A 24,008-nucleotide genomic window follows, 5' to 3' on the forward strand; every position below is an offset into this window, starting at 1 on the left:
GAGTAGCGACACTTTGAATCAACTAGCCTCAACCTCCAATCCTGCATTCTGCTTTGAACTATTATCACGACAAGATCTGTGTCGAGATTTTAAATATTTGTGAACTTTAGCTGTCACCATTCTTGTCCCAAATAGTGTGAACACTATTTGGGTTTTGATTTGTCCTGATACAGGTGACTAACCCCAAAAAGAATAGCGGCGCTTCACGCCGCTATTCTTTTTGGGTTTGAGTTTGACGGTAAGGAACGCTACAACTAGTATTGAATTTAATAAGTACTGATAGGCTCAATAATATCGATGGGAACTAGAGAAATATCAAGAGCATTGCGAAAAGCCTTACTGAAAAATGAACCCATGTCTCTAGCACTTTATCAAGACAAGCTAGTAGAGCATATTGATGAGTGGTATGAAGAACTAAATACTGATCAGGAAAACCTCGCTATTGTACTCACCGTAAGGGAAGAAGAGGTGGCTATGGTAATGATTGATCAAGATAAAAATATCCATGTGAATGAAGAGGCTAAAGATAAACTGCTGAAAATGTGGACTAAAAACTTCACTAAGAATATGCAGTTTCTTATTCCTGGCATGGCTGATCACATCAATGAGGCTGTTTTTTCTATAACTGGAATCACAGTTGTGAAAACGCCTAAGCGTTCAAAGGCGATCGGCATGGGTAAAAAGTTTAGTACTTAAGTATTGATATTTGTTGTGTTTTCGGTAGTAAACTTACGCATAGAAAGCATATAGCCAAGCATACAAACAACTCATATGTATCCTACAGATCCTGATTCTAATTCTGAATCTAACAATCAGCGTCCTTCTCTTTTAGTAGAGATTGGTCGTGGTTGGGAATGGGTAGTTTTCTCGGTTAAAGTTTTGAGCCGTGTGGGTGGCCCAGTCGAGATCGCTAAAACTATTTTAAATTCTCTTAAAATCCTCGCCTCTCGTACACTCAAGCAATGGGGATTTGGAGGTAAGTAAATCCATGTTTAAAAATCCTATAGATTATGAATTTACGCAAACCTTAGAGACAAATTGGCAAGTCATCAGGCAAGAACTAGAGCAAATTAGCCGTACAGACTTTCTTGATTGGCCAGAAAAGCATCTCTATGGAAAAGGATGGCAAACTTTTGGCTTATATGCCTTTGGGATGAAACTCAACAAAAATTGCCAAATTTGTCCAGAAACAACTAAGCTGGTTGAGAAAATCCCGAATATGGTCACTGCTGGGTTTTCCTCGCTTCTCCCAGGTACACATATTGCTGCTCATACTGGCTATCCTGATGGAGTTTTACGCTGTCATTTGGGTTTAGTAGGCTGTGATGGATGTAGCTTGAGAGTTGGAGATCAAGTGCAAGATTGGCAAGAGGGAAAGTGTCTAGTGTTCGATGATACAACTGAGCATGAAGCTTGGAATCGAGGCGATCGCACTAGAGTTGTTTTGCTAATTGACTTTAAAAGCCCTGATTTGGCAACTGACACACCCAAAATAGAAGATGCAGCAACAGCTTCTAAAAAGGGCTTTTGGCAAAACCTCAAAGGCTTACTGTCTAGTTCTAAGGCTGAATAACCAGATACTCAGTTCCTATATTAAATTTCTCAATTTGTTCTCAATTCGATTTTAAAAATTTTTTATCAATATCATCTTAATCATCTTAATTAATTATGAATGCTTTAGAGTTCTTCCAAAAAAGTGCAGGCAAATGGAAATCACAACGCACCACACATCATCTCGCCTTTCGTCGTGCTGAAAAAGGTGGCTCAGAAATTTATGTTAATCCCCTTAATGCTGACGATCCGAAGGTAATTGAAATCTGCCAAATGCATGAATTTGATCCAGCCACAGCGATCGGTGGAGCCTATGTGAAATGGGATGGAACTATGGCATGGGATAAGGAAGATGATGAAAACCACTCAGGCGAAACTGTATTTGCACTTGTTCCAGATGATGAGACAGGTCGCAAAGGTAAGCTTTTAAGAGAACGTGGCTATGCGGAAGTTATGCCTGTAATCGGCTGTTACGAAATCGATGACGAAGATGCACTTGTTTTGATTACTGAATATCCTTCCATGAGTTCCTATGAGCGATTTTGGTTTCCTGCTCCGAATGTACGGATGCGAGCAAGTACTGTCCAGAGATTTGGGGGCTTTAGTACCGCGACTTTCTGCACTGAGGAATTGATTGAAGAAGCTAGTAATGCTGAGACTGTAGAAGAGAATAGTCCTGTTACTCAACCCGCGATCGCTTCAGTTTTTGGCTGGTAAAAACAAAAAAGGAATGCTTTGCGTTCCTTTTTGCAGAAAGAAGAGCGCGACGCGCTCTTCTTTTTAACGAAATGGTGGAGCGTACATTAAGCCACCATTTTTCCAAAGTTCATTTTGTCCGCGTGGTAGTTTAAATGGGCTATCTTTGCCAAGATTGCGATCATAAATTTCGGCATAGTTGCCAACATGCTTAATCACTCGCGCTGTGAAGTCATTGGCAATTCCCGTGTCTTTACCTAAGCTACCATCAACGCCTAGGAACCTCCGAATTTCGGCATTTTTACTCTGTAATTGCTCGGCAAGATTTGCTGAAGAAATATCTAAATCCTCTGCCTCGATCGCAGCAAAAATAATCCATTTGACAATATCTGCCCACTTTGAGTCTCCATCACCGACCGCAGGTGCTAACGGCTCCTTAGAAATCACCAAATCCAAAACCACATGGTTCTCAGGATCAGCGAGTCGAGTCCGACGCACCACTAGGGCTGAGCGATCCGCCGTAATCGCCGCACAACGTCCTGACTGATAAGCCGCAAAAGTAGCATTCACATCTTCATAAACGACAGGTTTATAGGCAAGGTTCCGCTTACGCATTTGGTCAGCTAAGTTCTGCTCTGTGGTTGTCCCTGTTTGGGCGCAAATATCCGCATCCTTAAGATCAGCGATTGCCTTAATATTGCTATCTTTGCGTACCATCACCCCTTGACCGTCATAAAAAACTACGGGCATAAAAGCAAGGCGAGAAGCTGTGTCTCGGCTTAATGTCCATGTGGTATTGCGGCTCAGTACATCGATTTCGCCTGACTGCAAAGCCGTAAAACGCTCCTTTGCATTGAGATTACGAAATTGGACTGCATCAGGATTATCAAATAAAGCGGCAGCGATCGCTCGACAAATATCGACATCTAGCCCTGAGTATTTACCTTCTTTATTGACAAAGCTAAATCCTGGTAACTCGCCACTAACGCCACAAACCAATTTGCCCCGACTGAGTACATTTTTGAGACGATTGACACTGCCAACACTGACTTGATTTGGTTCGGGGATTGGCTCACAGGCGGCTAGGGCAAATAAACATAAACCTGCTAATAACAAAGCGATCGCCCGTTGCCAGATTGGGCTATGGATTAACTTATGCACAAGTCTTTGCCAAAAATGCCAGAAGCCTTGGCGACGGTGACGATTTTGATAATGCATGAATGTTTTTTAGATGCTTTTTTGAATGCATTATAGCGGCTTGTCCAAAAATCCCAATAAAAAGACTGGCAATATTGCGATCGCATGTAGGTTTCTTCGGTGCAGTAGGAGTAATACTCAGCCCGTATGCGATCACGTACTTTATCTAGCAATTTCCGAGGTGGCGGCTCAGTTTACATAATGAAATAATGAAGCAACCAACCTAAATAATACATGATATCGTCGGGCTAGCACCCCACTTAGGTGATTAGGCAAAGTCTTTCTGCATAACATCCCTTATAGGGTAAATAGCCAGAATTTTGACTTTTCAGCCTATGTTCTCTATAGTCACATTAGACGGAAAAATTCTGGCTAATACATAGTTATGCCAAAACCCTAAGTCCGTTAAGTTTATCTGTTTCTATCGGAGATTGGGCAAGTGAAGATGATTAAGTTCCGAAAGAAAGATTATCGGCGTTCTCAAAGACAAGAAATTTATAGGCGATCAGGTCTTAATTCGATTGGAGAAGTCGATCTATCCAATCAAGATAGGAAGCATTAAAAGAGAATTATTTTTGACAGACAAAATGAGGTTAGATAATATCTAACGATTTTAATAGACTTAATTGGTAGTAAATCATTCATGCTCTGAATGAACGATAGCGCTTATAAAATTCTTCGATTTCAGTTCGAGAATTGATTGCTTTTTTAATTTCCGATTAAGTCTAATGAATCCAAGTTTAACAATTAGTTAGTATCTCAGGCTTTAATCTTAGAAATGAAACTTGCAAGATTGTTTCACTCAACCACTGAAATACCCTCTGAATGGCGACAGGATTTTCTGGCGGAGTGGCATCAAATTCGCTACCTCAGGGCGAGGGCTGTTGCTTGGATTACCCTAATCTATCCAGTTTTTACTATTCCACTTATTCTTTCTAAAGATTTTCTTATTCCCAAGACTACTTTTTCGCCTGCACTTGCATTGATGCCCCCATTAGGAATTGGAATCTTTGCTGTTTCAGCTTATTTACTGTTCAGTAACAAAGCTGTACCACCCTCTAGAGACTTAAAATCAAGAAATATTCAAGCGACAAATATCTATTTGATTAGCTTGGTTATTCTTTTCAATGGAGTGTTTGCAATTATTTGGACAATCACAGGATTAAATTCTCCCTATATAATTGGACTATTTATTTATGCTTCGCTATTTTATAGACCCATTAAAATAAACCTTATCATTTATCTTGCCAATTTCTTTTTCTATATATATTACATTTCTATTTTTAGTTTTGATTTCTCAATTGCCAATCGCGTAGTCGCCTATTTTTCTGGAATTTTATCCACAGGTTTTGCTTTAATCATTGCAACTTATCTATTTGATTCAACAGTGTCAAATTTCATAAATCGTCGTACCATTGAGCAACAAGCTAAAGCATTGAGGGATGCCAATACTAGATTGAATTTGTTGGCGAATCTAGATGAACTAACCCAAATTTCCAATCGACGACTATTTGACCTTCACTTCGATCAGCATTGGCAGCAGCTTGGACGCTCTAATACCTTTTTAAGTGTGTTGCTTTGCGATGTGGATTTTTTCAAGTTCTTTAATGATACCTATGGACATCTGGCAGGCGATCAATGCTTGAAGCAAGTAGCAGGCATTCTTGAGAAAAGTCTAAAAAGAGATGGCGATCTCGCGGCACGCTATGGAGGAGAGGAGTTTGGCATAATTTTACCAAATACAGGAAAAGAAGGTGCGATCGCGATCGCTGAGAGAGTCTGTCAAGCAGTTAGGTCTTTAGAAATTCCGCACAAAGGTTCTATGCATGGTCGAGTGACAATTAGTGTTGGTGTGGCTTGGGTAATTCCCAGTCCGCACATTTTGCCTAGTCAATTGCTTAAAGCTGCTGATGAAGCTCTTTACTTAGCTAAGCATGGTGGACGCGATTGCTTCTCGTGTCTTGAGGTTGGGGTACAAGCAAATTCATGAAATGCATAAAACTTAGACTGGAAAGCAAAATTGTCAAAGCAAGTAAGGATTTATTGTAGTGTTCCAACCATTTGTCGCTGTCTCGGAGGACATTAACATGACTGATGAACAACATTCTTTGCTGAAAGCATCAGATATTGATTCAATGGATGCTTTTGAGTTCCATCATCCGCTCAATCCCAACTCAGAGATTTATTTACGGTTCCTTGGTCGTGCCGTCGGTCTTAAACGTATTGGTGTGACGATCGCTCGTGTCCCATCAGGTAAGGAATCTTTCATTTACCACGCTCATCAAAATGAGGAAGAGTGGGTTTACATCTTGTCAGGTCGAGGGATTGCGGAAATTGGAGATAAAGAATACGAAGTTGGGACAGGGGACTTCATGGGCTTTGGACTACCTCAACAACCCCATCATCTTCGTAACCCATTCAATGAAGACCTTGTATACCTGATCGGTGGAGAAGCAGGGCGCTTGGATATTGGAATTTTTCCTCGGCTTGGTAAACGAGTGATTCGGGATGATGAGTCAGCTTACATCTTTGATGAGTCAGCCCTTCAACTTTTTTGGAGCAGCCAGCAATCTGATGCGGGTTGATATCTGCTAGAAGGCTCACAATGTGAGCCTTTTTGATTAAATACCACCACCTTCAGAAAATCCTTCATATTCTTGAGGATGTTCAAAATGATCAACACGGTCAGAAGGTGTAAGATGCCTTGGGCGGACATTCTTAAGCAATTCTGAATCAATCAAATAGTTATTAATGGGATGTAAAGTATGCGCTTCCGCATGTCTTTCTAACTGCTCTACCCGACCAATTAGCGATCGGATCACATCACCTTCAGGATCGGGAACTTGACAGTGATCAAGAGCCGAAACCCTTGCACCATGACGATGCACAATTCGTCCAGGAATACCCACTACAGTACAATCGGGGGGAACACATTTCAAAACTACAGAACCAGCACCAATTCGCGAGTTACTCCCAATTTCAATATTGCCTAAAACTTTTGCCCCAGCACCGATCACGACATTATCACCAAGGGTGGGGTGACGCTTGCCTGATTCTTTGCCAGTACCGCCAAGAGTAACTCCTTGATAAATCAATACATATTCACCAATAATCGCGGTTTCACCAATCACCACACCCATACCATGATCAATGAATGCACCCTTACCAATTCTTGCACCTGGATGAATCTCGATACCTGTCAGGAACCTTGCCATCTGCGAGATCATTCGCGGAATAACAGGTAACCTCAGAGAATGCAACCAATGGGCAAAACGATATAACCAAATGGCATGGAGACCGGGGTAGCATAACAACACTTCTAGCCAGTTACGCGCAGCAGGGTCGCGCTCAAAAATGATAGCGAAGTCAGCTCGCAGTGTTTTGATAATATTTTTCAACGGTTTTAAAACCCTTTTTTAAATGCTACTGCTGATTTTAAGATCCTAGCGGATATTTTGTATCAAACGTAACTACCCTTTGGAGTGAGTATTTAAAGTTTAGCTAAGTTCCAAAAATTGTTTGGTAGCTTGCCAAATGCTGTCTAAGTCTTTCCCAAGGGCGTGATCGTCGTTTAGTAATTTTAAAGTAACTTGCGATCGCCTTTTAGCAAATTCCTCACTCAGAGATGCTGGCACAACATCATCATCGATACCATGAAAGATAAGCATAGGTAGCGATCGCGTCAAGTTTTCTTCTGAATATTTCTGAGCATCAACAAAGAATTGAAATTGTAAATTTACATTACGCTTCAGCCCGTAATGGTAAAACTCACGAATTCCATCCTGTTGCCATTCGGTAACATTTTCTGAGCCTAAAGCTTTGGCAATGCGATGACTAAAACCAAAAGCTGGGGCAAGTAAAATTAACTTCTGCACTAATAGGCTTTTCGCCGCAAGCTGCAAGGCTAAAAATCCACCGAGGCTAGAACCAAGTACGACGATCGGCTCATTGTTGTAGAGATAAGTGCGATCGAGGTATTGCAGTTGCTCCGAGAGCGTCACTGTCGAAAAATCGGTGAGATTGAGGTCAGGAACATGCAAAGTTAGTCCCAGTTCAGCAAACTTTTGTTGCATGTATCGAGCTTTGGTGGACTGAGGACTAGAGGCAAAGCCATGTAAATAGAGGTAGTTCATAAAGGTTTTGAGTTTTGATTTTGCCAGAAGGCAAAATCAAAACTGTTGTATTACCAAGCAGGATGTGAAAAGATTGCTTGCATCGTTTTATTGCCGCGCAATTGGTTGGACAGTGGCAAATGTCCCCTTGGAGCGTCCAGACTCCAAATAAACTCATTGGGATAACGGGTAAAAGAGCCATCTTTCTTCCAGCCAATCTTTAACCAAAATTTTTCCCAGCCTTTGCCAAGACTAAGCCAGATTTTACGTTGTACCGAGAAGCCAAACTTACCTTCGGAATAAACTAGCCACAGTTGATTAATCGTTTGTAAATCACTAATAGGGATCGATTTGGCATCAGTGAAATATAGCCAACCTCTTGCTAGAGCAGCTTCACCTGCCGCCTCACATAATTTTTTGCTAGTAACGCGATCGGCTTCTTCAAAGTCTTGTTTTGCTAGCAAAATTTGAATTGGTTGATAGTCAATCGCTTTTTCTGACTTTAAGGTGACGACACCATGGGGATAATGAATTTGGGCTAATTCGAGGGCTTTAGGTAAATCGCTTTGCAATAGGGTTTGATGGACTCTGCCATCGATCCATGTCACTTCCGTATTCGCCGCTTTGCGGGCTTGAATAAATTCATCTAATATTTGTAAACCTTCTTCTCCAAGGCTAGCTAATTCGGCGATCGCAGGTAATTGATTTGCCTCTTTACCTGAAAACAACTTATCTTTTAATGCAGTTAGTTTTGTATCCATCAGAATCTTAAAAATCGCAAAAATCGCACCACTTTGAATTTACACCCTTAACTAACCCAAAAGACTGTAAAAAGCAGCACCCATGGGGTGCTGCTTTTTACAGCAACTTCCGATCAAACGAACTAAAAGAATTTTTGTAAAACTGTAGCTTCGCAACAGCTTTACAAAAATTCTTGATTTGGGTTTGAGCGCAAAGCGCTGTAAAGTCTCGACCAGTTAGTCAATGAAGCCCATTAACCCTGCATTGTCGATCTCATTAGAAGCAACAGGTCTGGTCTCACCCATTTGGGAGTAAGTTTCGTCAATCACTAGTCCTGAAGAACCAACAGGACGTTCACCTGCGATATAAAACTTATCGACAATCACAAATCCATCTTCAACGATCGGACGTTCGCCCGAAGACATAAATGTGCCAGTTACATGGACACCACCACTCACAATCGGACGCTCACCGCCCATCGTGGTGTAGGTGCTGCTAATTGCTAACTTGCTAGCTTCGATCGGACGTTCGCCCGAACTGTTGAAATATTCAACTGCACGAAAGCCACCATCAATGATGGGGCGATCGCCATAATGCTTAAGGGTTTCAGTCACAGTTAATGAACCTTTTTGTGCGATGGATGCCGCGACGGGTTTAGAGTCTTCTTTCACCGCCAAAGCTGAGATATCCACTGTACCTGTTTTTGCAGTTGTTTCGGCTTCAGTTTTAGCTTTGGTAGGGCGAGAGGATTTTTCTTCAGGCTTGGTGCTTTCTGGCTTAGTGGTTTCAGCCTTGGTTTCGTTACTTGTACTCATGCTTTGCTTTCCTCAAAAATTTTATATTCAAGATATGCTCAAAAACTTTTAATTGGTAATGACGATTACTAACGCAACCATCGCGATCATTAAAAAAACTTCTAAAGCTGTAGCCTTTCTAGTTAATTCTACAGAAAAAGTTAATACTCTAAATATTTTGATAAGTTTTTACAACTAATTCAAAAATCTAGCTAAATTGATTGATTCAGCCACATAAAGGCTTATATCTCTAATTTAATAGCATTATCTAGGATTTATTACATCTCAAAATACAGTTTATAAAATATGCTAATCTCGCTTAATTTTAATAAAAATACTGGATAAAATTTATGCAAGTACCTGTGCAGAATAAATTACCCAAACCCGTAAAGTTGCGCCCCTGCGGGGCGCAACTTTACGGGTTTGGGTTTGTAATTAATTATGCTCATCTACTTAAACTACAAGTACTCTACGTACAGTGCTCGATCAAAAAGTGATATCAACATCTACTCAATGATGTATTTTTGTCTAACTTTCAATGCAATATATCGATCTTGTTTGATAATGCCTCCAGTGAATATGAGGAGAAATTTCAATGCTTTCTAGCTCTCGAAGGAACAAAATAGCAAATAACCCAAATGAGCGAGGCAATCAAGCTTGTTTGTGGTTTGGGACAGCGATCGCCTCTTCGATACTGATTATTGGGAGTGTCGCACATGCAGAGACTGATGCTAATACAAATTCGCTAAAGCCAAATGATGCTGGTTTGAAGAAGGCGATCGTTGAGGATCACGTCAATGCGAAAACTGGCTCACAAGGCTTAAAACAAAACAGCTCTGTACCAATTGCCCCATCAATTGCCTCAACTGAATCAGCATTAATCCATAAAATCAATCAAGATCTTCAAGAACTGAAAGAGCTTAGTGCTGACAACAAAAATGCTCAAAACGTCACATCTGTTTCTCAGTTAACCGATGTCCGTCCCACGGATTGGGCTTTTACAGCTTTACAATCTCTAGTTGAGCGCTATGGTTGCATCGCAGGCTATCCTGATCGCACCTATCGCGGCAACCAAGCAACTAGTCGCTATGAGTTTGCCGCAGGACTCAATGCTTGTTTAGACAAGATTAACGAAATTATTTCCGCAGGCTTAGCCGACAAAGTCAGCAAAGAAGATCTAGCAACTCTGCAAAAACTGCAAGAAGAGTTTGCGGCGGAGCTGGCAACTTTGCGCGGACGGGTTGATGCCCTCGATGCTAAAACTGCCAAGCTAGAAGCACAACAGTTTTCGACTACGACTAAGTTATTTGGACAAGCAATCTTTGGTTTGCAGACTCGTTTTAACAATTCTCCTAGTATTTTTGGCGCAAAAACTCCCGACAACGGCACTAATTTGACTTTTGGCGGTAACGTTCAACTGAGTCTATTTACCCAGCTTGACCAGCGTAGTGCCTTGCTCACCAGTATGAGTATCAGCAATATCAATACAGCAGCTACTGGCAATAATGGGCTGAACAATTCCTTTACTCGTCTAGGTTACGAATCTAACACAGGCAACACAGTTGTCCTCAGCGATCTTACCTATCGGACTCTGATTACCGATAACTTTGCAGCGATCGCGGGACCTTTGGGAGTTAGTCCAGTTACAGTGTTTCGTGGTCCTGATCGCTATCAAAGTGCTGGCAATGGTGCTATTTCGTTATTTGCTCAACGCAATCCGATTTTAAATCTGGGTAATACTACGGGTGGTGTTGGGTTTGACTGGCAAATCGCTAAAAGAACTAGTTTACAAGCCGTCTATTCAGCAGGGAATCCCCAAACAGCTACTGGTAATGGTGGTTTATTTGGAGGTAACTACACCCTAGGCGCTCAATTTGTGTTTGCTCCTGTTAATCCTGTGGATGTAGCTTTGTATTATTTGCACTCCTATACAAGCAATGTGGGTACAACAAACACACAATTGGGTAGATTAGGTACAGGTGTGGGTGACGACATTGTAGCGATTAATTCTGCGGGTGGTGCTTTGCCTCTTAGTACAGACGCTTTTGGCAGCACGGTTAACTGGCGGATTTTACCAACGCTAAATTTGGGTGGCTGGGTTGGTTTTACTTCCTCGACTGTTAGTGGATTATCAGGTAGTGTGCAGACTTTTAACTGGATGTCATATTTGACTTTTCCCGATCTATTTAAGGAAGGGAATTTGGGTGGTATCTATGTTGGACAACTGCCTAAAATTACTGGTAGTAACTTGAGTGGCAATAGCAATGTTCCAGACTATCTTGGCAATCCACTATCTGCTACTTCAGGAGCTAACTCTAGCTCTCAGAATGCTGCTACAACCCATGTCGAGTTGTTCTATCGCCATCGCATTTCCAATAACATCACTGTTACTCCTGGGTTGATCTTCCTATTCAATTCTGGAAATCGAGTAAACAGTGATACGGTTACAATCGGAGTTCTGAGAACAACTTTTACTTTCTAAACATCTGACAGACTGTACATAGGTGATCGAAATCAATTTTCAGCACCTTCTTATGGAGTATCCCCATTATGTCAAAAAAAATATTTGTCGCTATGGCTCTTGCTAGCTGTAGTTTTATTCCTTCTCTAATTTTTACTTCCAATACCTTTACTCAAGGCAAATCTTTAGAAGAGTCTTGTCTGTTTGGGCTAGCCTGTGCGGCGGCAGCTGAGCCTAACGTCAATTTTTCTAACTCCAATAATAGTGAAGAACTGACTTCAAAAATTTTAAATCTTAACGATGATAAATCGTTGTCTTCTCAAACCGATACTCAAAATACTCTTTCAGGCGATCCTAATTCTGTACCTGTATTTATCCCACCAGTAGTAATTCCACCACCAGTAGTAATTCCACCACCACCACCAGTTGTAATTCCACCACCACCACCACCACCGCAACAACAAGCTTAGAAGCAGTTTTTTCTGAGCAGCTAAGAAATAATCTGCGAACCTATAGCTGTCGCCATTCTTGTTAGGACATAAAACCCAAATAGTGTGAGGCGGCGCTTCGCGCCGCCTCACACTATTTGGGTTTTGATTTGTCCTGATACAGGTGACTATAGCTATAAGATTCCACTCAGCCTATGTATAGCTAGCTGTCGCCAAGTGTATTAGTACATAAAACCCAAGAAGAGAATGGCGGCGCGAAGCGCCGCCATTCTCTTCTTGGGTTTTGCTTTTGTCCTAACACAATCGACGGCAGCTATAAGTCTTGCAAAACAGACAATCATAGAGTTTAATTTATATAAGAAGCCTCAACCATCAGATTTGTAAATGAAAATATTTGTCTATCACACGCCTGAGTTAGTGCCTGCTGAAGGAAATCCAGATTGCGCGATCGCTGTTGACATTTTGCGAGCCACTACCACGATCGCTACAGCACTTGCGGCAGGAGCCGAGGGGGTGCAGGTATTTTCTGACCTTGATGAGCTAATACGTGTTAGTGAAACACATCCACCAGACTTAAGGATCAGAGTCGGAGAGCGTGGCGGGAAGACTGTAGAGGGTTGTGATTTAGGGAATTCGCCCTTTGACTTTACGCCAGATGTGGTGAAGGGCAAACGGATTTTTATGAGTACGACTAATGGCACGCGATCGCTGCAAAAAGTCCAAAATGCAAAGAGTGTTTTGGCTTGCGCGATGATTAACCTTGGTTCAGTATTGAAATATTTGCGCGAAACTAAGCCTGAAACTGTGTGGATTGTGGGTTCGGGCTGGGAAGGTAGCTACTCGCTCGAAGATACGACCTGTGCGGGTGCGATCGCGGCAAATCTCGAAGATGAAGCTGATTTTGGTAATGATGAGGCAGTAGCCGCAGCGACTCTCTATAAAGCTTGGAAGGGAGAGGTTGAGGAACTGTTTTATCAAGCTAGTCATGGCAAACGGTTGCTAAAGCTTGACTGTGCTGAGGATATTGCCTACTGTGCCAAGCTCGATGTTGTTGATGTATTGCCCAAACAATCTAGTCCAGGCTTGCTAGTTGCCGCCTAGTATAGCGATTTGCATTTTGCTTGTGGCAAAATGCAAATTCAAAACCTTCCATTGGGGTTAATTTTTTGTTTTCAAATGAGTATGTACTCATTTGAAAACCGCTATAGTACTAGACTGAGTAAGCATTAATTTCCCTTGTCGCCATGCCACCGTCTCACTGTTCCTCTCTGCTCATGACTCCCTTGGCAAAACAAGTGGCAAACATTACTGGATCGACGGCAAAAACAGAACGCCTTACCCCTCCTTTGAAATGGGCTGGCGGTAAGCGTTGGCTAGTACAACATTTGCAGCATACTTGGCAAAAACATAGCGATCGCCGTTTGGTAGAGCCATTTTGTGGTGGATTAGCGATCGCTTTAGGCTTACAACCTCAGAAAGCCTTGTTAAATGACATCAATCCTCATGTCATCAATTTCTATAAATGTTTGCAAAAAGGCTTAAAACTGGAGATTGACACCAAAAACATACGTGATTTCTACTATGCTCAGAGAGTAGAATTTAATCGCTTAATTCAAGCTGGTGAAGCGGACACACCAAAAGCCGCACAATTATTTTATTATCTCAATCGTACTGGCTATAACGGACTTTGTCGGTTCAATCAAAAGGGTGGTTTTAACGTTCCATTTGGAAAATACAAAACCATAAATTACAATCCAGATTTCTCGGCATATAAACCTACACTTTCCCAATGGAAATTTACAAATGTGGATTTTGCGAAGATTGTCATTACTGCCAACGATCTAATTTATGCCGATCCCCCCTACGATGTCGAGTTTCGCCAATATTCTAAAAATGGCTTTGAATGGTCAGAGCAAGAACGTCTAGCACAATGGTTAGCGAATCAAAACTGCCCAGCGATCGCATCTAATCAAGCCACTGATCGCATTCTCTCTCTCTACAAAGATTTGGGATTTGAATACAAAATTCTCGATGCGCCAAGGAGAATTAGCTGTAACGGTGATCGCGTCCCTGCTAAGGAAATGCTTGCTTATAAAGGATTTGGGAAGGATTTTGATTGGGGACTAAAACTATCATGAGTCTTCGGAATACGGAAACTGGTGCAGTTTTAGAGCAAATGGTATTGCATTCGTTAATTTATGGTGGCTATCTCTATCAGTCCCAGCAATATATCGGCAGTCGTCCAGGGGGAGGCAAACATAAAATTGATGTAGTTGCCAATCGAGGCGATCGCAATGTTTTAATTTCTCTCAAATGGCAGCAGGTGGGTGGTACAGCCGAGCAGAAAGTTCCCTTTGAAGTAATTTGCTTAATGGATGCAATGGAACAGAATCCCAATTATCAAAAAGCTTATTTGGTGCTCGGTGGTGAAGGTTGGACTTTGCGGGAGTTCTATATTTCAGGAGACTTGCAACAATATATTCCCTATGGCGATCGCGTAGAGATTGTCACCCTTGAGAGATTTATTATGAAAGCAAATATGGGGAAACTTTAAATAAATCAAAACACTTCCTGCCATGCAAAAGTTACCCTAATAGGATTCGGCTGTTTTTCTCACTGTAATTAGACTATTAACTAATGGAGCGAAGAGAGTTAAGCCATCGGGAATACAGACTATCTCAACTGGAGTTGTACCAATAATCTCACCATCTACTACCACTTTTTGAGGTGGAATCGCTGTAACCTTAATTTTATTCGTTCTAAAACAGACTAAGACCTCATTCTCGATCGGAGTTTTTACTAAAGCAGAAGTAAATAATTTACCAATGACATCGATCGCCAATAGACGATCAGAAAGGTTGAGACTCTCATTTTTAGAAATAGCGATCGTCACATCCAGTAAGCCATCATTAGGAATGACTTCACCCAATCCCTGCGCCAATACTGAAGTTGGAGGAGCCGCATTGGCGATCGTCATAGCTCCACATTGAAACTGAGTAACAGAGCCGTCAATCTCCACTTCAACCGCAAAGAGCTTCTGTTCTAAAAGCTGCTGTGCCCCCGCGATCAGATAAGCTAAAGCTCCCAAAAGATTCTTCATATCCCGATCCGCACGTTCGACAGTCTCAGCTTCAAAGCCAATCCCTGCAAGTAAAATCATCGGGAAATTATTACACCGAGCAGCATCGACAATACAAGTATTACCCGTGAGGATAGTTTCGCAAGCTGCCTTTAGTGCCGTCGGAATTCCCAATGCTACAGAAAAAGCATTGGCAGTACCTCTGGGAATAACTCCAAGGGGAATACCTGTGCCAATTAAAGCATTGGCAACTGCGGAAATTGTCCCATCGCCACCAGAAGCGATAATAAAATCAGTGTCTGGGGATGCTGAGCCACTTTCTTGAATTGCCGCGATCGCAGCTTTTGCTTGATCGTCAGGACTGACATCAGGCTTTGTGAAAATAACCTTCAGTTGTATTTGCGGTTCCAAGATTTGGCGAATCATAGCTAGATCCCAGTCAGGATTTCCCTGTCCTGCCACTGGATTGAAAATTAGATACGCGACACGGCTCTTAGCTAGTGATTGTAGGACAGCCTCGGCAGTAGCTAAGTTCGTAGCAAATGGAACATTATAGATTTTACATAGCCGCAATAAAGAGAGCAGACTAGGTGCGATTAATTGCCCTTGGTCGGGATCAAAAAGCCAAATGACACAGGCGATCTCTCCTGCCACCACACGAGCCGCAATTTCAATATCACCGCCATCTCGTTGCGATCGCACTAGTTCGATAGGAAGCCCCGTTGCCGCTTGAATTTGTTTCCCAGTATTAGCTGTTGCGATGGAATTATAGCGGGACAAAATTGCTTGGTGCTTTTGAGCTAATGCAACGATATCTACTTTTTGAGTATCATGAGCGATCAAGGCAATAGAAATTGGCATTACTTTTCACTATTTCTTAAATTGGGATAGAAACTCTAGCTCGATATAGCAACTTTTCGCCCTGCATGTAACCAACATAACGGACGATCGCCATAGCTCCTTCCTCTAATTCATCACTTCCTTCCATTAATTGATGCCTTTGTGGATCATAGGCAACTTCAGCCCCAACAGAACCAATCACAGTAATTCCCCACTTTTGTAAAAGTGCATCCAAAGGACGTAACAAAGGCAGAATATTCTTAGCTAGCATATTCGGATTTTGCTGAGCAGCATAGGCGGCTGACGGTAATTGCAAAAGTAGAGATTCTAATTGGTGAATAGTTTCTCGTTCAAATTGCGATCGCAACTCTTGTTTTTGATGCTCAAATTTTTGCTGTAACCGTTGATATTCTTCACGCAAAGCCGCGATCGCCGAAATTGATCCTTCTGAATTATTTGGTTCACAAATAAACTTAGCAATCACTTCGTTAACTTCAATTTGCAGCACTTCTGCTAACTTCGCTAAATCACTATATCTTAAAGTCGCTGCGTTACCTTTACGCAGCGTATCGATCGCCCGACGTGATATTCCTGTGCGATCGCTTAGTAATTGGAAGCTAGCTATGCCAGCTTGATTCATGAGGTGACGTAATATTTCAGTGCGATCAGCCATAGTCTAAATTTGATTAATTAATGCAGAATATGATTGTTTTCTCAGCACCCCAGAGCTATTTGTTTGTAGCTCTGTGAAGTATGACTTGTATGCTAATTATTGTACTATCATCATTCTCTTTCAGAGTAATCCTAATTCACACAAGCGTGAAGACACTTGTGTGAATTGAAAACCAAACCCAGTAAGGGTTTTAAAAGCACAAAATGATTACTCTATTTTGTGCTTTGGTATAACGCGCTTTAGCTTTTACTAGATTATTAGATTTACCCTATGCCTAACAAACTTGGATTTTGGTTGATTTGGATTTTATTTTCAGTTTATGCATTTATCTTTGCACCGCCTGATCGACCTGACACATTGGCATTAATCCAAAAGCTGATCGCAGGTGACTGGCAAGGGACTAATGCTTATATTGTGGCGCTATTTAATTTAATGGGTGTTTTTCCATGTATCTATGCTTGTATCTTAGCTACTGATGGTCAAGGACAGAAAGTACCTGCTTGGCTATTTGCAGCGCTTACCTTTCTATTAGGTGCTTTTGCCCTGTTGCCTTACTTTGCTTTACGTGAGCCAAATACTACATTTGTTGGCAAAAAGGGTTGGAATATTAAAATTTTAGATTCGCGTTTTGCAGGCTTCGGGATTAGCGCGATCGCCATGTACTTTTTGGTGTACGGATTCTCCAATGGCAATTGGGCTGATTTTATGCAGCAATGGCAAACCAGTCGATTTATTCATGTGATGAGTTTAGATTTTTGCATGTTATCGCTGATGTTTCCTTGGTTGCTTAGTGACGATATGGAAAGGCGCGGCATGACTGATGATCGCTTTTTTTCATTTATTGCGCTTATCCCTCTAATTGGTGCATTAATTTATCTATGTTTGCGATCGCCTGTAATTGAGAGTGAACAAGAGGCAACAGCTTAAAAGAAGCAAGTCAGATACATTTAATCGATTGCTCACACTTACTCTCTTCTCACCCAAGAATTAGTGGTGCGGCGCGAAGCGCTGCACCACTAATTCTTGAGGTTTATGTGTGGCAATGTAAGCTTTGCTTAGGAAATAAAACCAAAAAGATGAGTGACGACTAGAAGCGTCTCCACTCATCTTTTTTGGGGATATGGAGATGTGGATTTGATCGCTTAAAATATAGGAAATCTATTACCCCTAAAAAATATGATTGCAGCTAGAGACAACTTCCCTCAACTCACTCCCCAAGAATACTTTGCTTGGGAAGAAAAGCAACTACATAAGCACGAATATATCGAAGGTGAAGTCTATGCCATGAGTGGCGGTAGTGTTAATCATGGACGTATTGCTATTAGATTTACTAGCTTATTTGAGTCTCATCTAGAAGAGAGTAGCTGTATTGTCGGTAACTCTGACATCAAGATTAAGATTGTCAAAGCCGAAAAATACACTTATCCTGATGTGAGTGTCACCTGCGACGATCGTGACAAAACTACCACTCAATACATTACCTATCCATCTCTAATCGTTGAAGTTTTATCACCAAGTACCGAATCCTACGATCGCGGTGGAAAGTTCAGACTGTATCGCAACAATCCTGTATTAATAGATTATTTATTAGTTAGTTCCACCAGTATCGAAATAGACCTTTATCACAAAAAAGATAATGGGGAATGGATAATCAGCAACTATCAAGAAGGCGACATGATCGAGCTAAAGAGCATCAATCTCACCTTCGCGATCGCCCAAATTTATAAAGGACTCAATCTCACACCAGAAAATATAGATGTATTGTAGGCTATGCCTACAATACATCTATATTTTCTGGATCGGGGCAATTTTAGGATCGATGATCTTTTTGCCTTGACCAGCAAAAGCGACAGCTAGATACATTTTGTCACCAGTGCCAAGCAAATTCGAGACTTGACCTTCACCAAACTTTTCATGCATCACGCGATCGCCTACTTGCCAATCAATACGCGGCTTGGGTTTGACAGCATTTACCTTCACAGGTGGCGCAGACCTGAGCGAACCTTTAACGCTAGTAGCTTCGGCGCGTTGACTTGCCTTACTGATAAATTTATCGATACCATGTCCTGTTAAGTATTCCTTCGGTAATTCGGCTAGGAATTGGGAAGGAATCGCATATTCACGGTTGCCGTAGAGACGACGGGCTTGGGCGTGGCTAAGGAAAAGTTTCTCTTGGGCGCGAGTGATGCCCACATACATCAGGCGACGCTCTTCTTCCAATGCCATCGGATCGTTAATAGAACGGAAGCTAGGGAATAAGCCTTGCTCTAAACCAACAAGGAAGACAACGGGAAATTCTAAACCTTTTGCCGCATGGAGGGTCATCAGAGTGACTTTCTCAGCATTCTCACTGCTGTCATCAAGGCTAGAGGCAAGGGCAGCATTGGCTAAGAAGGCATCAAGGGAAGCATCTTCATTCTCTTCTGCAAATTGCACTGCTGCGTTATACAGTTCTTGTAAGTTAGCAATGCGATCGTTGGCTTCATCATTGCTCTGTGCTTTCAGTTCATCGATATAGCCTGATTCCGCAAGAATACCTTGAATGATATCCGCCGCAGGTGTAACTGCTACTTTCGCTTGCCATTTTTGCATTAACTCCACAAAGGAGAGCACACCCCTCGCCGATCGCCCCGCTAGAGTTTTAACTGTAGTTTCATCACTGATGATTTCCCAGATCGGCACGCTGAGTTCTTGAGCAGCTTGTTGAAGCTTATCAAGGGTTGCTTTACCAATGCTACGTTTGGGGACATTGATGATTCGCATCAAACCAAGGGTATCAGCAGGGTTAGAGAGTAATCGCAAATAGGAGAGAACATCTTTAATTTCTTTGCGATCATAAAATCGTAAACCACCCACGACTTTGTAAGGAATATTCCACCGCACCAGCATTTCTTCAAAGGGACGAGATTGAGCGTTAGTGCGATAGAGAATGGCAAAATGTCCCAGATTAGCACTAGGAGTCTTTGTCTTAACGCGACGAATCTGCTCAATTACAAACTGTGCCTCATCCACTTCATCATCAGCACGGAATAACTCGATCAAATCGCCATCGGGTCTTGTTGCTTTAAGGACTTTATCAATACGCTGTGAGTTATGGTCGATCAGTTGGTTGGCAATTTCGAGAATATTGGCAACGGAGCGATAGTTCTCTTCTAGCTTGATCATTGTGCCAGTATGGGCATCGGGTAAGCGATCGCCAAAAGCGTCTTGAAACTCCATCAAGATTGTGAAGTCAGCAGAACGGAAACTATAAATCGATTGATCCGCGTCACCAACCACAAAAATAGAGCGATTTTCCCAAGTGGGTTGATCATCGTTAGTTGCTAATAGACGAATCAAATCGTACTGGGTGCGATTGGTATCTTGATATTCATCAACAAGAATATGTTTAAAGCGATTATGCCAATAGTTAAGAACTTCAGGATTTTGCTGAAATAAACGCACTGGCAAAAAGATTAAATCATCAAAATCAAGGGCATTATTGGTGGCTAACTGATTTTGATAGAGGTTGTAAACCTGTGCGATCGCCCGTTTCCGAAAAGATGAATCATCACTTTGAGCCTCATATTCCTCTGGAGTCCAGCCTTTGTTTTTAGCATTGCCGATCGCAAAGCGCACTGACTTTGGCTCAAACTTCTTTTCATCTAAATTTAGTTGATTGATGACAATATCTTTAACTAAGGACTGAGCATCAGAATCATCGAAAATTGAGAAGTTTTTTGCCCAACTTCTACCATTTTGATCTTTATACTTATCAATATCAAGGCGCAAAATCCGACAGCACATACTATGGAAAGTCCCCATCCATAGACCATCTTGAGCAAAGCTATTGATATATTGCTTGTAAACTTTCTTACGGAGCTTATCCTGTTCCCAATCACTAATTTCACTTAAAGCCTTACCTAATTCTCTTTGGGCGACTTCTTGGGTTAGCAAAGATTGAATTCGCTCATTCATTTCCTTGCCAGCTTTATTCGTAAAGGTCACTGCAAGGATTTGCTCAGGGGCGACACCATGATTGAGCATTAAGTTGGCGATACGATAAGTTAATGTCCTTGTTTTCCCTGAGCCTGCGCCTGCAACTACGAGCATTGGACCATGCAGATGGCTTGCTGCTTTTTGTTGAGCAGGGTTGAGATGATGCAAAAAATTGGAACTCATGGGTACAGGAGGGAGAAACTTAGGTAGACTCTAATACAGTATGCCAAAAATGTTTACTTGTGATCTTTTGAGACGCTTGGCGCTTAGCACCTTGCATCTCAAAAGATCCGTCAATCTCTAAACTTAATGATTAGCCAGTGGATATTTACTGCACACGCCCCCATTGTACAAAGCCTTTAAATTCTTTTGCGGATCTTGATAGTGGCAATACACTCAAAACGATCGCTCAGAAATTCTGTATGGCTTGCGGGATGCCCTTGCTGCTAGGGGGACGCTATATTGTCGAACGTCCGATCGCTCAAGGTGGTTTTGGAGCAACCTTCTTGGCAAGGGATCGCTATACCCCAGCGATGAAACGCTGCGTGGTGAAACTGTTGCAACCTGTGGGGTTAACCAGTTCGCAGATGGTAATTGCCAAGCAAATGTTTGAGCGCGAGGCTACGGTTTTAGAAGATTTGGGGACACATCCGCAAATACCTGATTTGCTTGCCTACTTTGAGGTGCAGTCAGGACAGGATGAATTTTTTTATTTAGTACAAGAATTTGTCGATGGCTTTACATTAGAGCAAATTGTCGAGCAGCATGGAGCGATCGCAGAGGCGGATGTCTTAGAAATTATGCAAAGCCTGTTGCCTGTCTTGCAGTTTATTCATGAAAAAGGCTCGATCCACCGTGATATCAAACCTGCAAATATCATGGTTCGTAAATCTGATCAGTCCTATTTCTTGCTGGATTTTGGTGCAGTTAAGCAAGTTGCAGGCGCAGCCCAAGGTCAAAAGTCCACAGGCATCTTTACTCCCGGCTATGGCGCACCTGAGCAAATGCGTGGTGACACCGTGTTTCCCGCAACCGATCTCTATGCCTTCGCGGTGACTTGTCTCTTTTTGCTGACGGGCAAAGAGCCAGATGAATTATTTGATGTGAGTTACAACAAATGGCAATGGGATCGCTTTGTGAAGCTCAGTCCTAATTTTGATCAAGTTTTACATAAGATGTTAGAGGCGGCTCCTAGCGATCGCTTTAACTCTGCGGCAAGTGTAATCCAAGCCCTCAATTCTCAAATAGTGGTGACTGCAACGACTCCACCGCCAACACCAGTTACAACCCCAATAAAGTCAACATACCAAACGAGTATCCAAGTACCTGTACCGATCGCTTCGCCTAATGCGATTAATGCACCATCAGTCCCCAAAGTTCCGCGATCGCAAAAGACACCTTGGTTACTATCTGCGCCGATTCCCACACAATTTATCGCCGCTTTTTTGTTGGGCGTTGAAGCGATGTTGCTATGGCAAGTAAGTACAACCGTTGGCATTACGGCGATCGGTTCTCCTGCAAATTTAGTTGTTTTTGCTGCCTTCTTACTTGGTGTTGTGCTGCTGAGGATTAGTTCTGTTCTAGATAATAAAGATCTATTTGTATTCATAAACTTACTCAGTTTCGCCGCAGTTTGGGGAGGTCAAGTCTTTGCGAAAGCTGTATTTCAGAACTTACCACAATGGATAGATATTGCTCAGTATTGTGGAATCGCTGGATTTAGTGCGATCGCTCTGATGGCAGCCTTTCGCCTCATCTTCCAATTACTCTATTCTTTGCTTTAATTCAGTGATGTTACATGGAACTCAGTGGCTGAATCTCTTGCTGCTAGCACGACAGGGCAACCACGGGGGGATTGCCCCTACCCCAATAATTTAGATTTTGTAGAGACTGCGCCCCCGTGCCAGCCCTAGACATTGTTCATGATAAAATTGGATAACGGCTCAAGATTTGCTAAGTAATTATGAACGCTTTAACTATCAGCCTAGATTCTATAATCGATCTCACCGATGAGCAGTTCTTTCAACTTTGCCGCAAAAATAGCGACCTTAGATTCGAGCGCAATGCTCAAGGAGATATTACAGTCATGGCTCCCGCAGGTAGTGAAACAAGCGCCCGCAACTCTGATTTAAACGCTGATCTCGTATTTTGGAATCGACGCACAAAGTTAGGTATTGTCTTTGACTCTTCAGGTGGATTTAAACTTCCTAATGGTAGTGATCGCTCTCCTGATGCCTCATGGATTTTAAAGGAAAGATGGGAAGCTTTAACACCAGAACAGCGATCGCGATTTGCTCCCATTTGTCCAGATTTTGTGATTGAGTTGATGTCGCCTAGTGATAATTTGAAGGTTACTCAAGCGAAGATGCAGGAATATCAAGATAATGGCGCAAGACTAGGCTGGCTAATTAATCGCAAAGATCGAGAAGTGGAAGTTTATCGTATTGGCAAGCCTAAAGAAGTTTTACAAAATCCAATTTCTCTCTCTGGGGAGGATGTTTTACCTGAGTTTGTTTTGAGTCTTGCGGAAATTTGGTAAATGTAGGTGTTCTAAGTGATTTAGCTTCGACTGCGCTCAGCTAACGTGGCACTTAACAGTTAAAACTGTAGGTGTTCTAAGTGATTTAGCTTCGACTGCGCTCAGCTAACGTGGCACTTAACAGTTAAAACTGTAGCTATTCTAAGTGATTTAACTTCGACTTCGTTCAGCTAGCGTGGCAGTGAACATTAGTAACAATGTTGGCTGAGCGAAGTCGAAGCCATAGTGACTTTAATCTTTAGTAAGCTCCTTAATTAAACACGAGAAAATAATGGATAATTACTATAAATATGCAGTCTAGAGGCAAAACCATGCAAGAACAAAATTGGGGTGATGAGGAATTGTGGATTGTCACCGCTAGCTCTCCAAGTGTCCAAGAAGTGCAAACAGGACAAAAAAGTCCACCCCGTGACTTTAATCCTTACAGCACTTCTAAGGCTACGGTATCAGGTGAGGAACTAAAAGAAAGTCGAATCAAGGCAGAGACTCTCGCAGCACAGATGTCGCAGTTTGTGAAGGTGGTCAGTAAGGTGTTTACAACTGTTGAGAAGCAGGTAGAGCCAAAAGCAGGTTTGCATCTGGATGAGATTACCCTAACGGTGGAAATTAGCGGTGAGGGTGAAATTAAGTTACTGGGTACGGGTGGCAAGTTGGGTGGTAAAGGGGCGATCGAGTTAAAATTTAAAAGGATCGAGCCATCTAAATAAATAATGGGTAAAAAGAATCATGAGAAATCGATTAATTCGCTTAAACAACGAATTATTGAGCATCAGCAAAAAATCGACGTAGAGCTACTGAAAGACTATCCCGACTTAGGACTAATTCGTCATTGGCAAAAAGAGATTCGAGCCTTTGAACTCGGTATTGAAAAAGCACAAAAAAGACTAAGGAGATAAAT

At 42.0% G+C, this 24,008-nt stretch carries 25 protein-coding genes; 17 read left to right on the forward strand and 8 right to left on the reverse strand.

Going from position 1 to position 24,008, the window contains the following annotated elements; translation table 11 throughout:
- The first annotated feature begins 297 nt into the window (after window positions 1–297).
- From ABM313_RS13245 to ABM313_RS13260, 4 genes are all read left to right on the forward strand, one after another.
- The gene (locus ABM313_RS13245) at window positions 298–696 is read left to right on the forward strand and encodes a hypothetical protein (RefSeq protein ID WP_434683675.1); all 399 of its coding nucleotides are present in this window, start codon (window positions 298–300) and stop codon (window positions 694–696) included.
- Window positions 697–771: 75 nt separating this feature from the next.
- Window positions 772–984, forward strand: coding sequence for a hypothetical protein (locus ABM313_RS13250; RefSeq protein WP_434683676.1), 213 nt, complete (start codon window positions 772–774; stop codon window positions 982–984).
- Between the two features lie 4 nt (window positions 985–988).
- The gene (locus ABM313_RS13255; protein WP_434683677.1) at window positions 989–1,573 is read left to right on the forward strand and encodes an aspartyl/asparaginyl beta-hydroxylase domain-containing protein; all 585 of its coding nucleotides are present in this window, start codon (window positions 989–991) and stop codon (window positions 1,571–1,573) included.
- Between the two features lie 95 nt (window positions 1,574–1,668).
- Window positions 1,669–2,268, forward strand: a complete 600-nt coding sequence (locus ABM313_RS13260; RefSeq protein ID WP_434683678.1) for a phycobiliprotein lyase — start codon at window positions 1,669–1,671, stop codon at window positions 2,266–2,268.
- A gap of 63 nt (window positions 2,269–2,331) precedes the next feature.
- Here ABM313_RS13260 and ABM313_RS13265 read toward each other — a convergent pair whose 3' ends face one another.
- A complete protein-coding gene (locus tag ABM313_RS13265) occupies window positions 2,332–3,465 on the reverse strand; it encodes an amino acid ABC transporter substrate-binding protein (RefSeq protein ID WP_434683679.1) in 1,134 nt (377 codons plus the stop codon).
- 757 nt (window positions 3,466–4,222) lie between these two features.
- Between ABM313_RS13265 and ABM313_RS13270 the strand changes: the two genes are divergently transcribed.
- Together ABM313_RS13270 and ABM313_RS13275 are read left to right on the forward strand one after the other, a co-directional pair.
- Window positions 4,223–5,434: a diguanylate cyclase domain-containing protein gene (locus ABM313_RS13270; protein ID WP_434683680.1), complete on the forward strand. Its 1,212-nt coding sequence runs from the start codon at window positions 4,223–4,225 to the stop codon at window positions 5,432–5,434.
- 97 nt (window positions 5,435–5,531) lie between these two features.
- On the forward strand, window positions 5,532–6,029 hold the full coding sequence (locus tag ABM313_RS13275) for a cupin domain-containing protein (protein ID WP_434683681.1): 498 nt from the start codon (window positions 5,532–5,534) through the stop codon (window positions 6,027–6,029).
- Window positions 6,030–6,065: 36 nt separating this feature from the next.
- On the opposite strand, the gene cysE is transcribed toward ABM313_RS13275, so the two are convergent.
- The 4 genes from cysE to ABM313_RS13295 all read right to left on the reverse strand — a co-directional run bounded on the left by cysE (window position 6,066) and on the right by ABM313_RS13295 (window position 9,112).
- On the reverse strand, window positions 6,066–6,833 hold the full coding sequence (cysE, locus tag ABM313_RS13280) for a serine O-acetyltransferase (RefSeq protein ID WP_434688469.1): 768 nt from the start codon (window positions 6,831–6,833) through the stop codon (window positions 6,066–6,068).
- Between the two features lie 108 nt (window positions 6,834–6,941).
- Window positions 6,942–7,577, reverse strand: coding sequence for an alpha/beta hydrolase (locus ABM313_RS13285; protein ID WP_434683682.1), 636 nt, complete (start codon window positions 7,575–7,577; stop codon window positions 6,942–6,944).
- A 50-nt stretch (window positions 7,578–7,627) separates the two neighbouring features.
- Window positions 7,628–8,317 (reverse strand): GUN4 N-terminal ARM-like repeat domain-containing protein, encoded by a 690-nt coding sequence (locus ABM313_RS13290; RefSeq protein WP_434683683.1) that lies wholly within the window; start codon window positions 8,315–8,317, stop codon window positions 7,628–7,630.
- A gap of 216 nt (window positions 8,318–8,533) precedes the next feature.
- A complete protein-coding gene (locus tag ABM313_RS13295) occupies window positions 8,534–9,112 on the reverse strand; it encodes a hypothetical protein (RefSeq protein WP_434683684.1) in 579 nt (192 codons plus the stop codon).
- A 574-nt stretch (window positions 9,113–9,686) separates the two neighbouring features.
- Between ABM313_RS13295 and ABM313_RS13300 the strand changes: the two genes are divergently transcribed.
- From ABM313_RS13300 to ABM313_RS13320, 5 genes are all read left to right on the forward strand, one after another.
- Window positions 9,687–11,573, forward strand: coding sequence for an iron uptake porin (locus ABM313_RS13300; protein WP_434683686.1), 1,887 nt, complete (start codon window positions 9,687–9,689; stop codon window positions 11,571–11,573).
- 68 nt (window positions 11,574–11,641) lie between these two features.
- Complete coding sequence (locus ABM313_RS13305; RefSeq protein WP_434683687.1) at window positions 11,642–12,022, forward strand: hypothetical protein; 381 nt, start codon at window positions 11,642–11,644, stop codon at window positions 12,020–12,022.
- A gap of 363 nt (window positions 12,023–12,385) precedes the next feature.
- Window positions 12,386–13,102 carry a 2-phosphosulfolactate phosphatase family protein gene (locus tag ABM313_RS13310; RefSeq protein ID WP_434683688.1) on the forward strand — a complete coding sequence of 239 codons (717 nt, stop codon included), beginning with the start codon at window positions 12,386–12,388 and terminating at the stop codon, window positions 13,100–13,102.
- A gap of 173 nt (window positions 13,103–13,275) precedes the next feature.
- On the forward strand, window positions 13,276–14,139 hold the full coding sequence (locus ABM313_RS13315; RefSeq protein ID WP_434688471.1) for a DNA adenine methylase: 864 nt from the start codon (window positions 13,276–13,278) through the stop codon (window positions 14,137–14,139).
- Window positions 14,136–14,555 (forward strand): PD-(D/E)XK nuclease superfamily protein, encoded by a 420-nt coding sequence (locus ABM313_RS13320; RefSeq protein ID WP_281005788.1) that lies wholly within the window; start codon window positions 14,136–14,138, stop codon window positions 14,553–14,555. The genes ABM313_RS13315 and ABM313_RS13320 overlap by 4 nt, the downstream gene beginning before the upstream one ends.
- 36 nt (window positions 14,556–14,591) lie before the next feature.
- Here ABM313_RS13320 and ABM313_RS13325 read toward each other — a convergent pair whose 3' ends face one another.
- Together ABM313_RS13325 and grpE are read right to left on the reverse strand one after the other, a co-directional pair.
- Window positions 14,592–15,941, reverse strand: coding sequence for a methylglyoxal synthase (locus tag ABM313_RS13325; protein ID WP_434683689.1), 1,350 nt, complete (start codon window positions 15,939–15,941; stop codon window positions 14,592–14,594).
- 16 nt (window positions 15,942–15,957) lie between these two features.
- Window positions 15,958–16,593 carry a nucleotide exchange factor GrpE gene (gene grpE / locus ABM313_RS13330; RefSeq protein ID WP_434683690.1) on the reverse strand — a complete coding sequence of 212 codons (636 nt, stop codon included), beginning with the start codon at window positions 16,591–16,593 and terminating at the stop codon, window positions 15,958–15,960.
- Window positions 16,594–16,863: 270 nt separating this feature from the next.
- Here grpE and ABM313_RS13335 point away from each other — a divergent pair, with 270 nt between their 5' ends.
- Entirely contained in the window at window positions 16,864–17,520 is a 657-nt protein-coding gene (locus ABM313_RS13335) for a DUF2834 domain-containing protein (protein WP_434683691.1), read from the forward strand.
- 249 nt (window positions 17,521–17,769) lie between these two features.
- The gene (locus tag ABM313_RS13340) at window positions 17,770–18,360 is read left to right on the forward strand and encodes a Uma2 family endonuclease (protein ID WP_434683692.1); all 591 of its coding nucleotides are present in this window, start codon (window positions 17,770–17,772) and stop codon (window positions 18,358–18,360) included.
- 18 nt (window positions 18,361–18,378) lie between these two features.
- Here the strand turns inward: ABM313_RS13340 and pcrA are convergent, their stop codons facing one another.
- Complete coding sequence (gene pcrA, locus ABM313_RS13345) at window positions 18,379–20,754, reverse strand: DNA helicase PcrA (protein ID WP_434683693.1); 2,376 nt, start codon at window positions 20,752–20,754, stop codon at window positions 18,379–18,381.
- A 137-nt stretch (window positions 20,755–20,891) separates the two neighbouring features.
- Between pcrA and ABM313_RS13350 the strand changes: the two genes are divergently transcribed.
- The 4 genes from ABM313_RS13350 to ABM313_RS13365 all read left to right on the forward strand — a co-directional run bounded on the left by ABM313_RS13350 (window position 20,892) and on the right by ABM313_RS13365 (window position 24,006).
- Window positions 20,892–22,355: a protein kinase domain-containing protein gene (locus ABM313_RS13350; protein ID WP_434683694.1), complete on the forward strand. Its 1,464-nt coding sequence runs from the start codon at window positions 20,892–20,894 to the stop codon at window positions 22,353–22,355.
- Between the two features lie 179 nt (window positions 22,356–22,534).
- Window positions 22,535–23,110, forward strand: coding sequence for a Uma2 family endonuclease (locus ABM313_RS13355; RefSeq protein WP_434683695.1), 576 nt, complete (start codon window positions 22,535–22,537; stop codon window positions 23,108–23,110).
- A gap of 311 nt (window positions 23,111–23,421) precedes the next feature.
- Window positions 23,422–23,817 carry a Pepco domain-containing protein gene (locus ABM313_RS13360; protein WP_434683696.1) on the forward strand — a complete coding sequence of 132 codons (396 nt, stop codon included), beginning with the start codon at window positions 23,422–23,424 and terminating at the stop codon, window positions 23,815–23,817.
- 3 nt (window positions 23,818–23,820) lie between these two features.
- The gene (locus tag ABM313_RS13365; protein ID WP_190397471.1) at window positions 23,821–24,006 is read left to right on the forward strand and encodes a hypothetical protein; all 186 of its coding nucleotides are present in this window, start codon (window positions 23,821–23,823) and stop codon (window positions 24,004–24,006) included.
- Window positions 24,007–24,008: the final 2 nt, after the last annotated feature.

Source organism: Pseudanabaena minima str. Chao 2107 (assembly GCF_051131155.1).
In the GTDB taxonomy this organism is placed as follows: domain Bacteria; phylum Cyanobacteriota; class Cyanobacteriia; order Pseudanabaenales; family Pseudanabaenaceae; genus Pseudanabaena; species Pseudanabaena minima.

Excerpts from the sequence above, each read along its gene's own strand:
- ABM313_RS13325 (WP_434683689.1), bottom strand. The coding sequence starts at position 15,941 with ATGCCAATTTCTATTGCCTTGATCGCTCATGATACTCAAAAAGTAGAT.
- ABM313_RS13365 (WP_190397471.1), top strand. The coding sequence starts at position 23,821 with ATGGGTAAAAAGAATCATGAGAAATCGATTAATTCGCTTAAACAACGA.
- ABM313_RS13300 (WP_434683686.1), top strand. The coding sequence starts at position 9,687 with ATGCTTTCTAGCTCTCGAAGGAACAAAATAGCAAATAACCCAAATGAG.
- ABM313_RS13310 (WP_434683688.1), top strand. The coding sequence starts at position 12,386 with ATGAAAATATTTGTCTATCACACGCCTGAGTTAGTGCCTGCTGAAGGA.
- ABM313_RS13275 (WP_434683681.1), top strand. The coding sequence starts at position 5,532 with ATGACTGATGAACAACATTCTTTGCTGAAAGCATCAGATATTGATTCA.
- ABM313_RS13360 (WP_434683696.1), top strand. The coding sequence starts at position 23,422 with ATGCAAGAACAAAATTGGGGTGATGAGGAATTGTGGATTGTCACCGCT.
- ABM313_RS13295 (WP_434683684.1), bottom strand. The coding sequence starts at position 9,112 with ATGAGTACAAGTAACGAAACCAAGGCTGAAACCACTAAGCCAGAAAGC.
- ABM313_RS13250 (WP_434683676.1), top strand. The coding sequence starts at position 772 with ATGTATCCTACAGATCCTGATTCTAATTCTGAATCTAACAATCAGCGT.
- ABM313_RS13265 (WP_434683679.1), bottom strand. The coding sequence starts at position 3,465 with ATGCATTATCAAAATCGTCACCGTCGCCAAGGCTTCTGGCATTTTTGG.
- ABM313_RS13255 (WP_434683677.1), top strand. The coding sequence starts at position 989 with ATGTTTAAAAATCCTATAGATTATGAATTTACGCAAACCTTAGAGACA.
- ABM313_RS13260 (WP_434683678.1), top strand. The coding sequence starts at position 1,669 with ATGAATGCTTTAGAGTTCTTCCAAAAAAGTGCAGGCAAATGGAAATCA.
- ABM313_RS13320 (WP_281005788.1), top strand. The coding sequence starts at position 14,136 with ATGAGTCTTCGGAATACGGAAACTGGTGCAGTTTTAGAGCAAATGGTA.
- ABM313_RS13245 (WP_434683675.1), top strand. The coding sequence starts at position 298 with ATGGGAACTAGAGAAATATCAAGAGCATTGCGAAAAGCCTTACTGAAA.
- ABM313_RS13335 (WP_434683691.1), top strand. The coding sequence starts at position 16,864 with ATGCCTAACAAACTTGGATTTTGGTTGATTTGGATTTTATTTTCAGTT.
- ABM313_RS13270 (WP_434683680.1), top strand. The coding sequence starts at position 4,223 with ATGAAACTTGCAAGATTGTTTCACTCAACCACTGAAATACCCTCTGAA.
- pcrA (WP_434683693.1), bottom strand. The coding sequence starts at position 20,754 with ATGAGTTCCAATTTTTTGCATCATCTCAACCCTGCTCAACAAAAAGCA.
- ABM313_RS13285 (WP_434683682.1), bottom strand. The coding sequence starts at position 7,577 with ATGAACTACCTCTATTTACATGGCTTTGCCTCTAGTCCTCAGTCCACC.
- ABM313_RS13355 (WP_434683695.1), top strand. The coding sequence starts at position 22,535 with ATGAACGCTTTAACTATCAGCCTAGATTCTATAATCGATCTCACCGAT.
- grpE (WP_434683690.1), bottom strand. The coding sequence starts at position 16,593 with ATGGCTGATCGCACTGAAATATTACGTCACCTCATGAATCAAGCTGGC.
- ABM313_RS13290 (WP_434683683.1), bottom strand. The coding sequence starts at position 8,317 with ATGGATACAAAACTAACTGCATTAAAAGATAAGTTGTTTTCAGGTAAA.
- ABM313_RS13305 (WP_434683687.1), top strand. The coding sequence starts at position 11,642 with ATGTCAAAAAAAATATTTGTCGCTATGGCTCTTGCTAGCTGTAGTTTT.
- ABM313_RS13340 (WP_434683692.1), top strand. The coding sequence starts at position 17,770 with ATGATTGCAGCTAGAGACAACTTCCCTCAACTCACTCCCCAAGAATAC.
- ABM313_RS13315 (WP_434688471.1), top strand. The coding sequence starts at position 13,276 with ATGACTCCCTTGGCAAAACAAGTGGCAAACATTACTGGATCGACGGCA.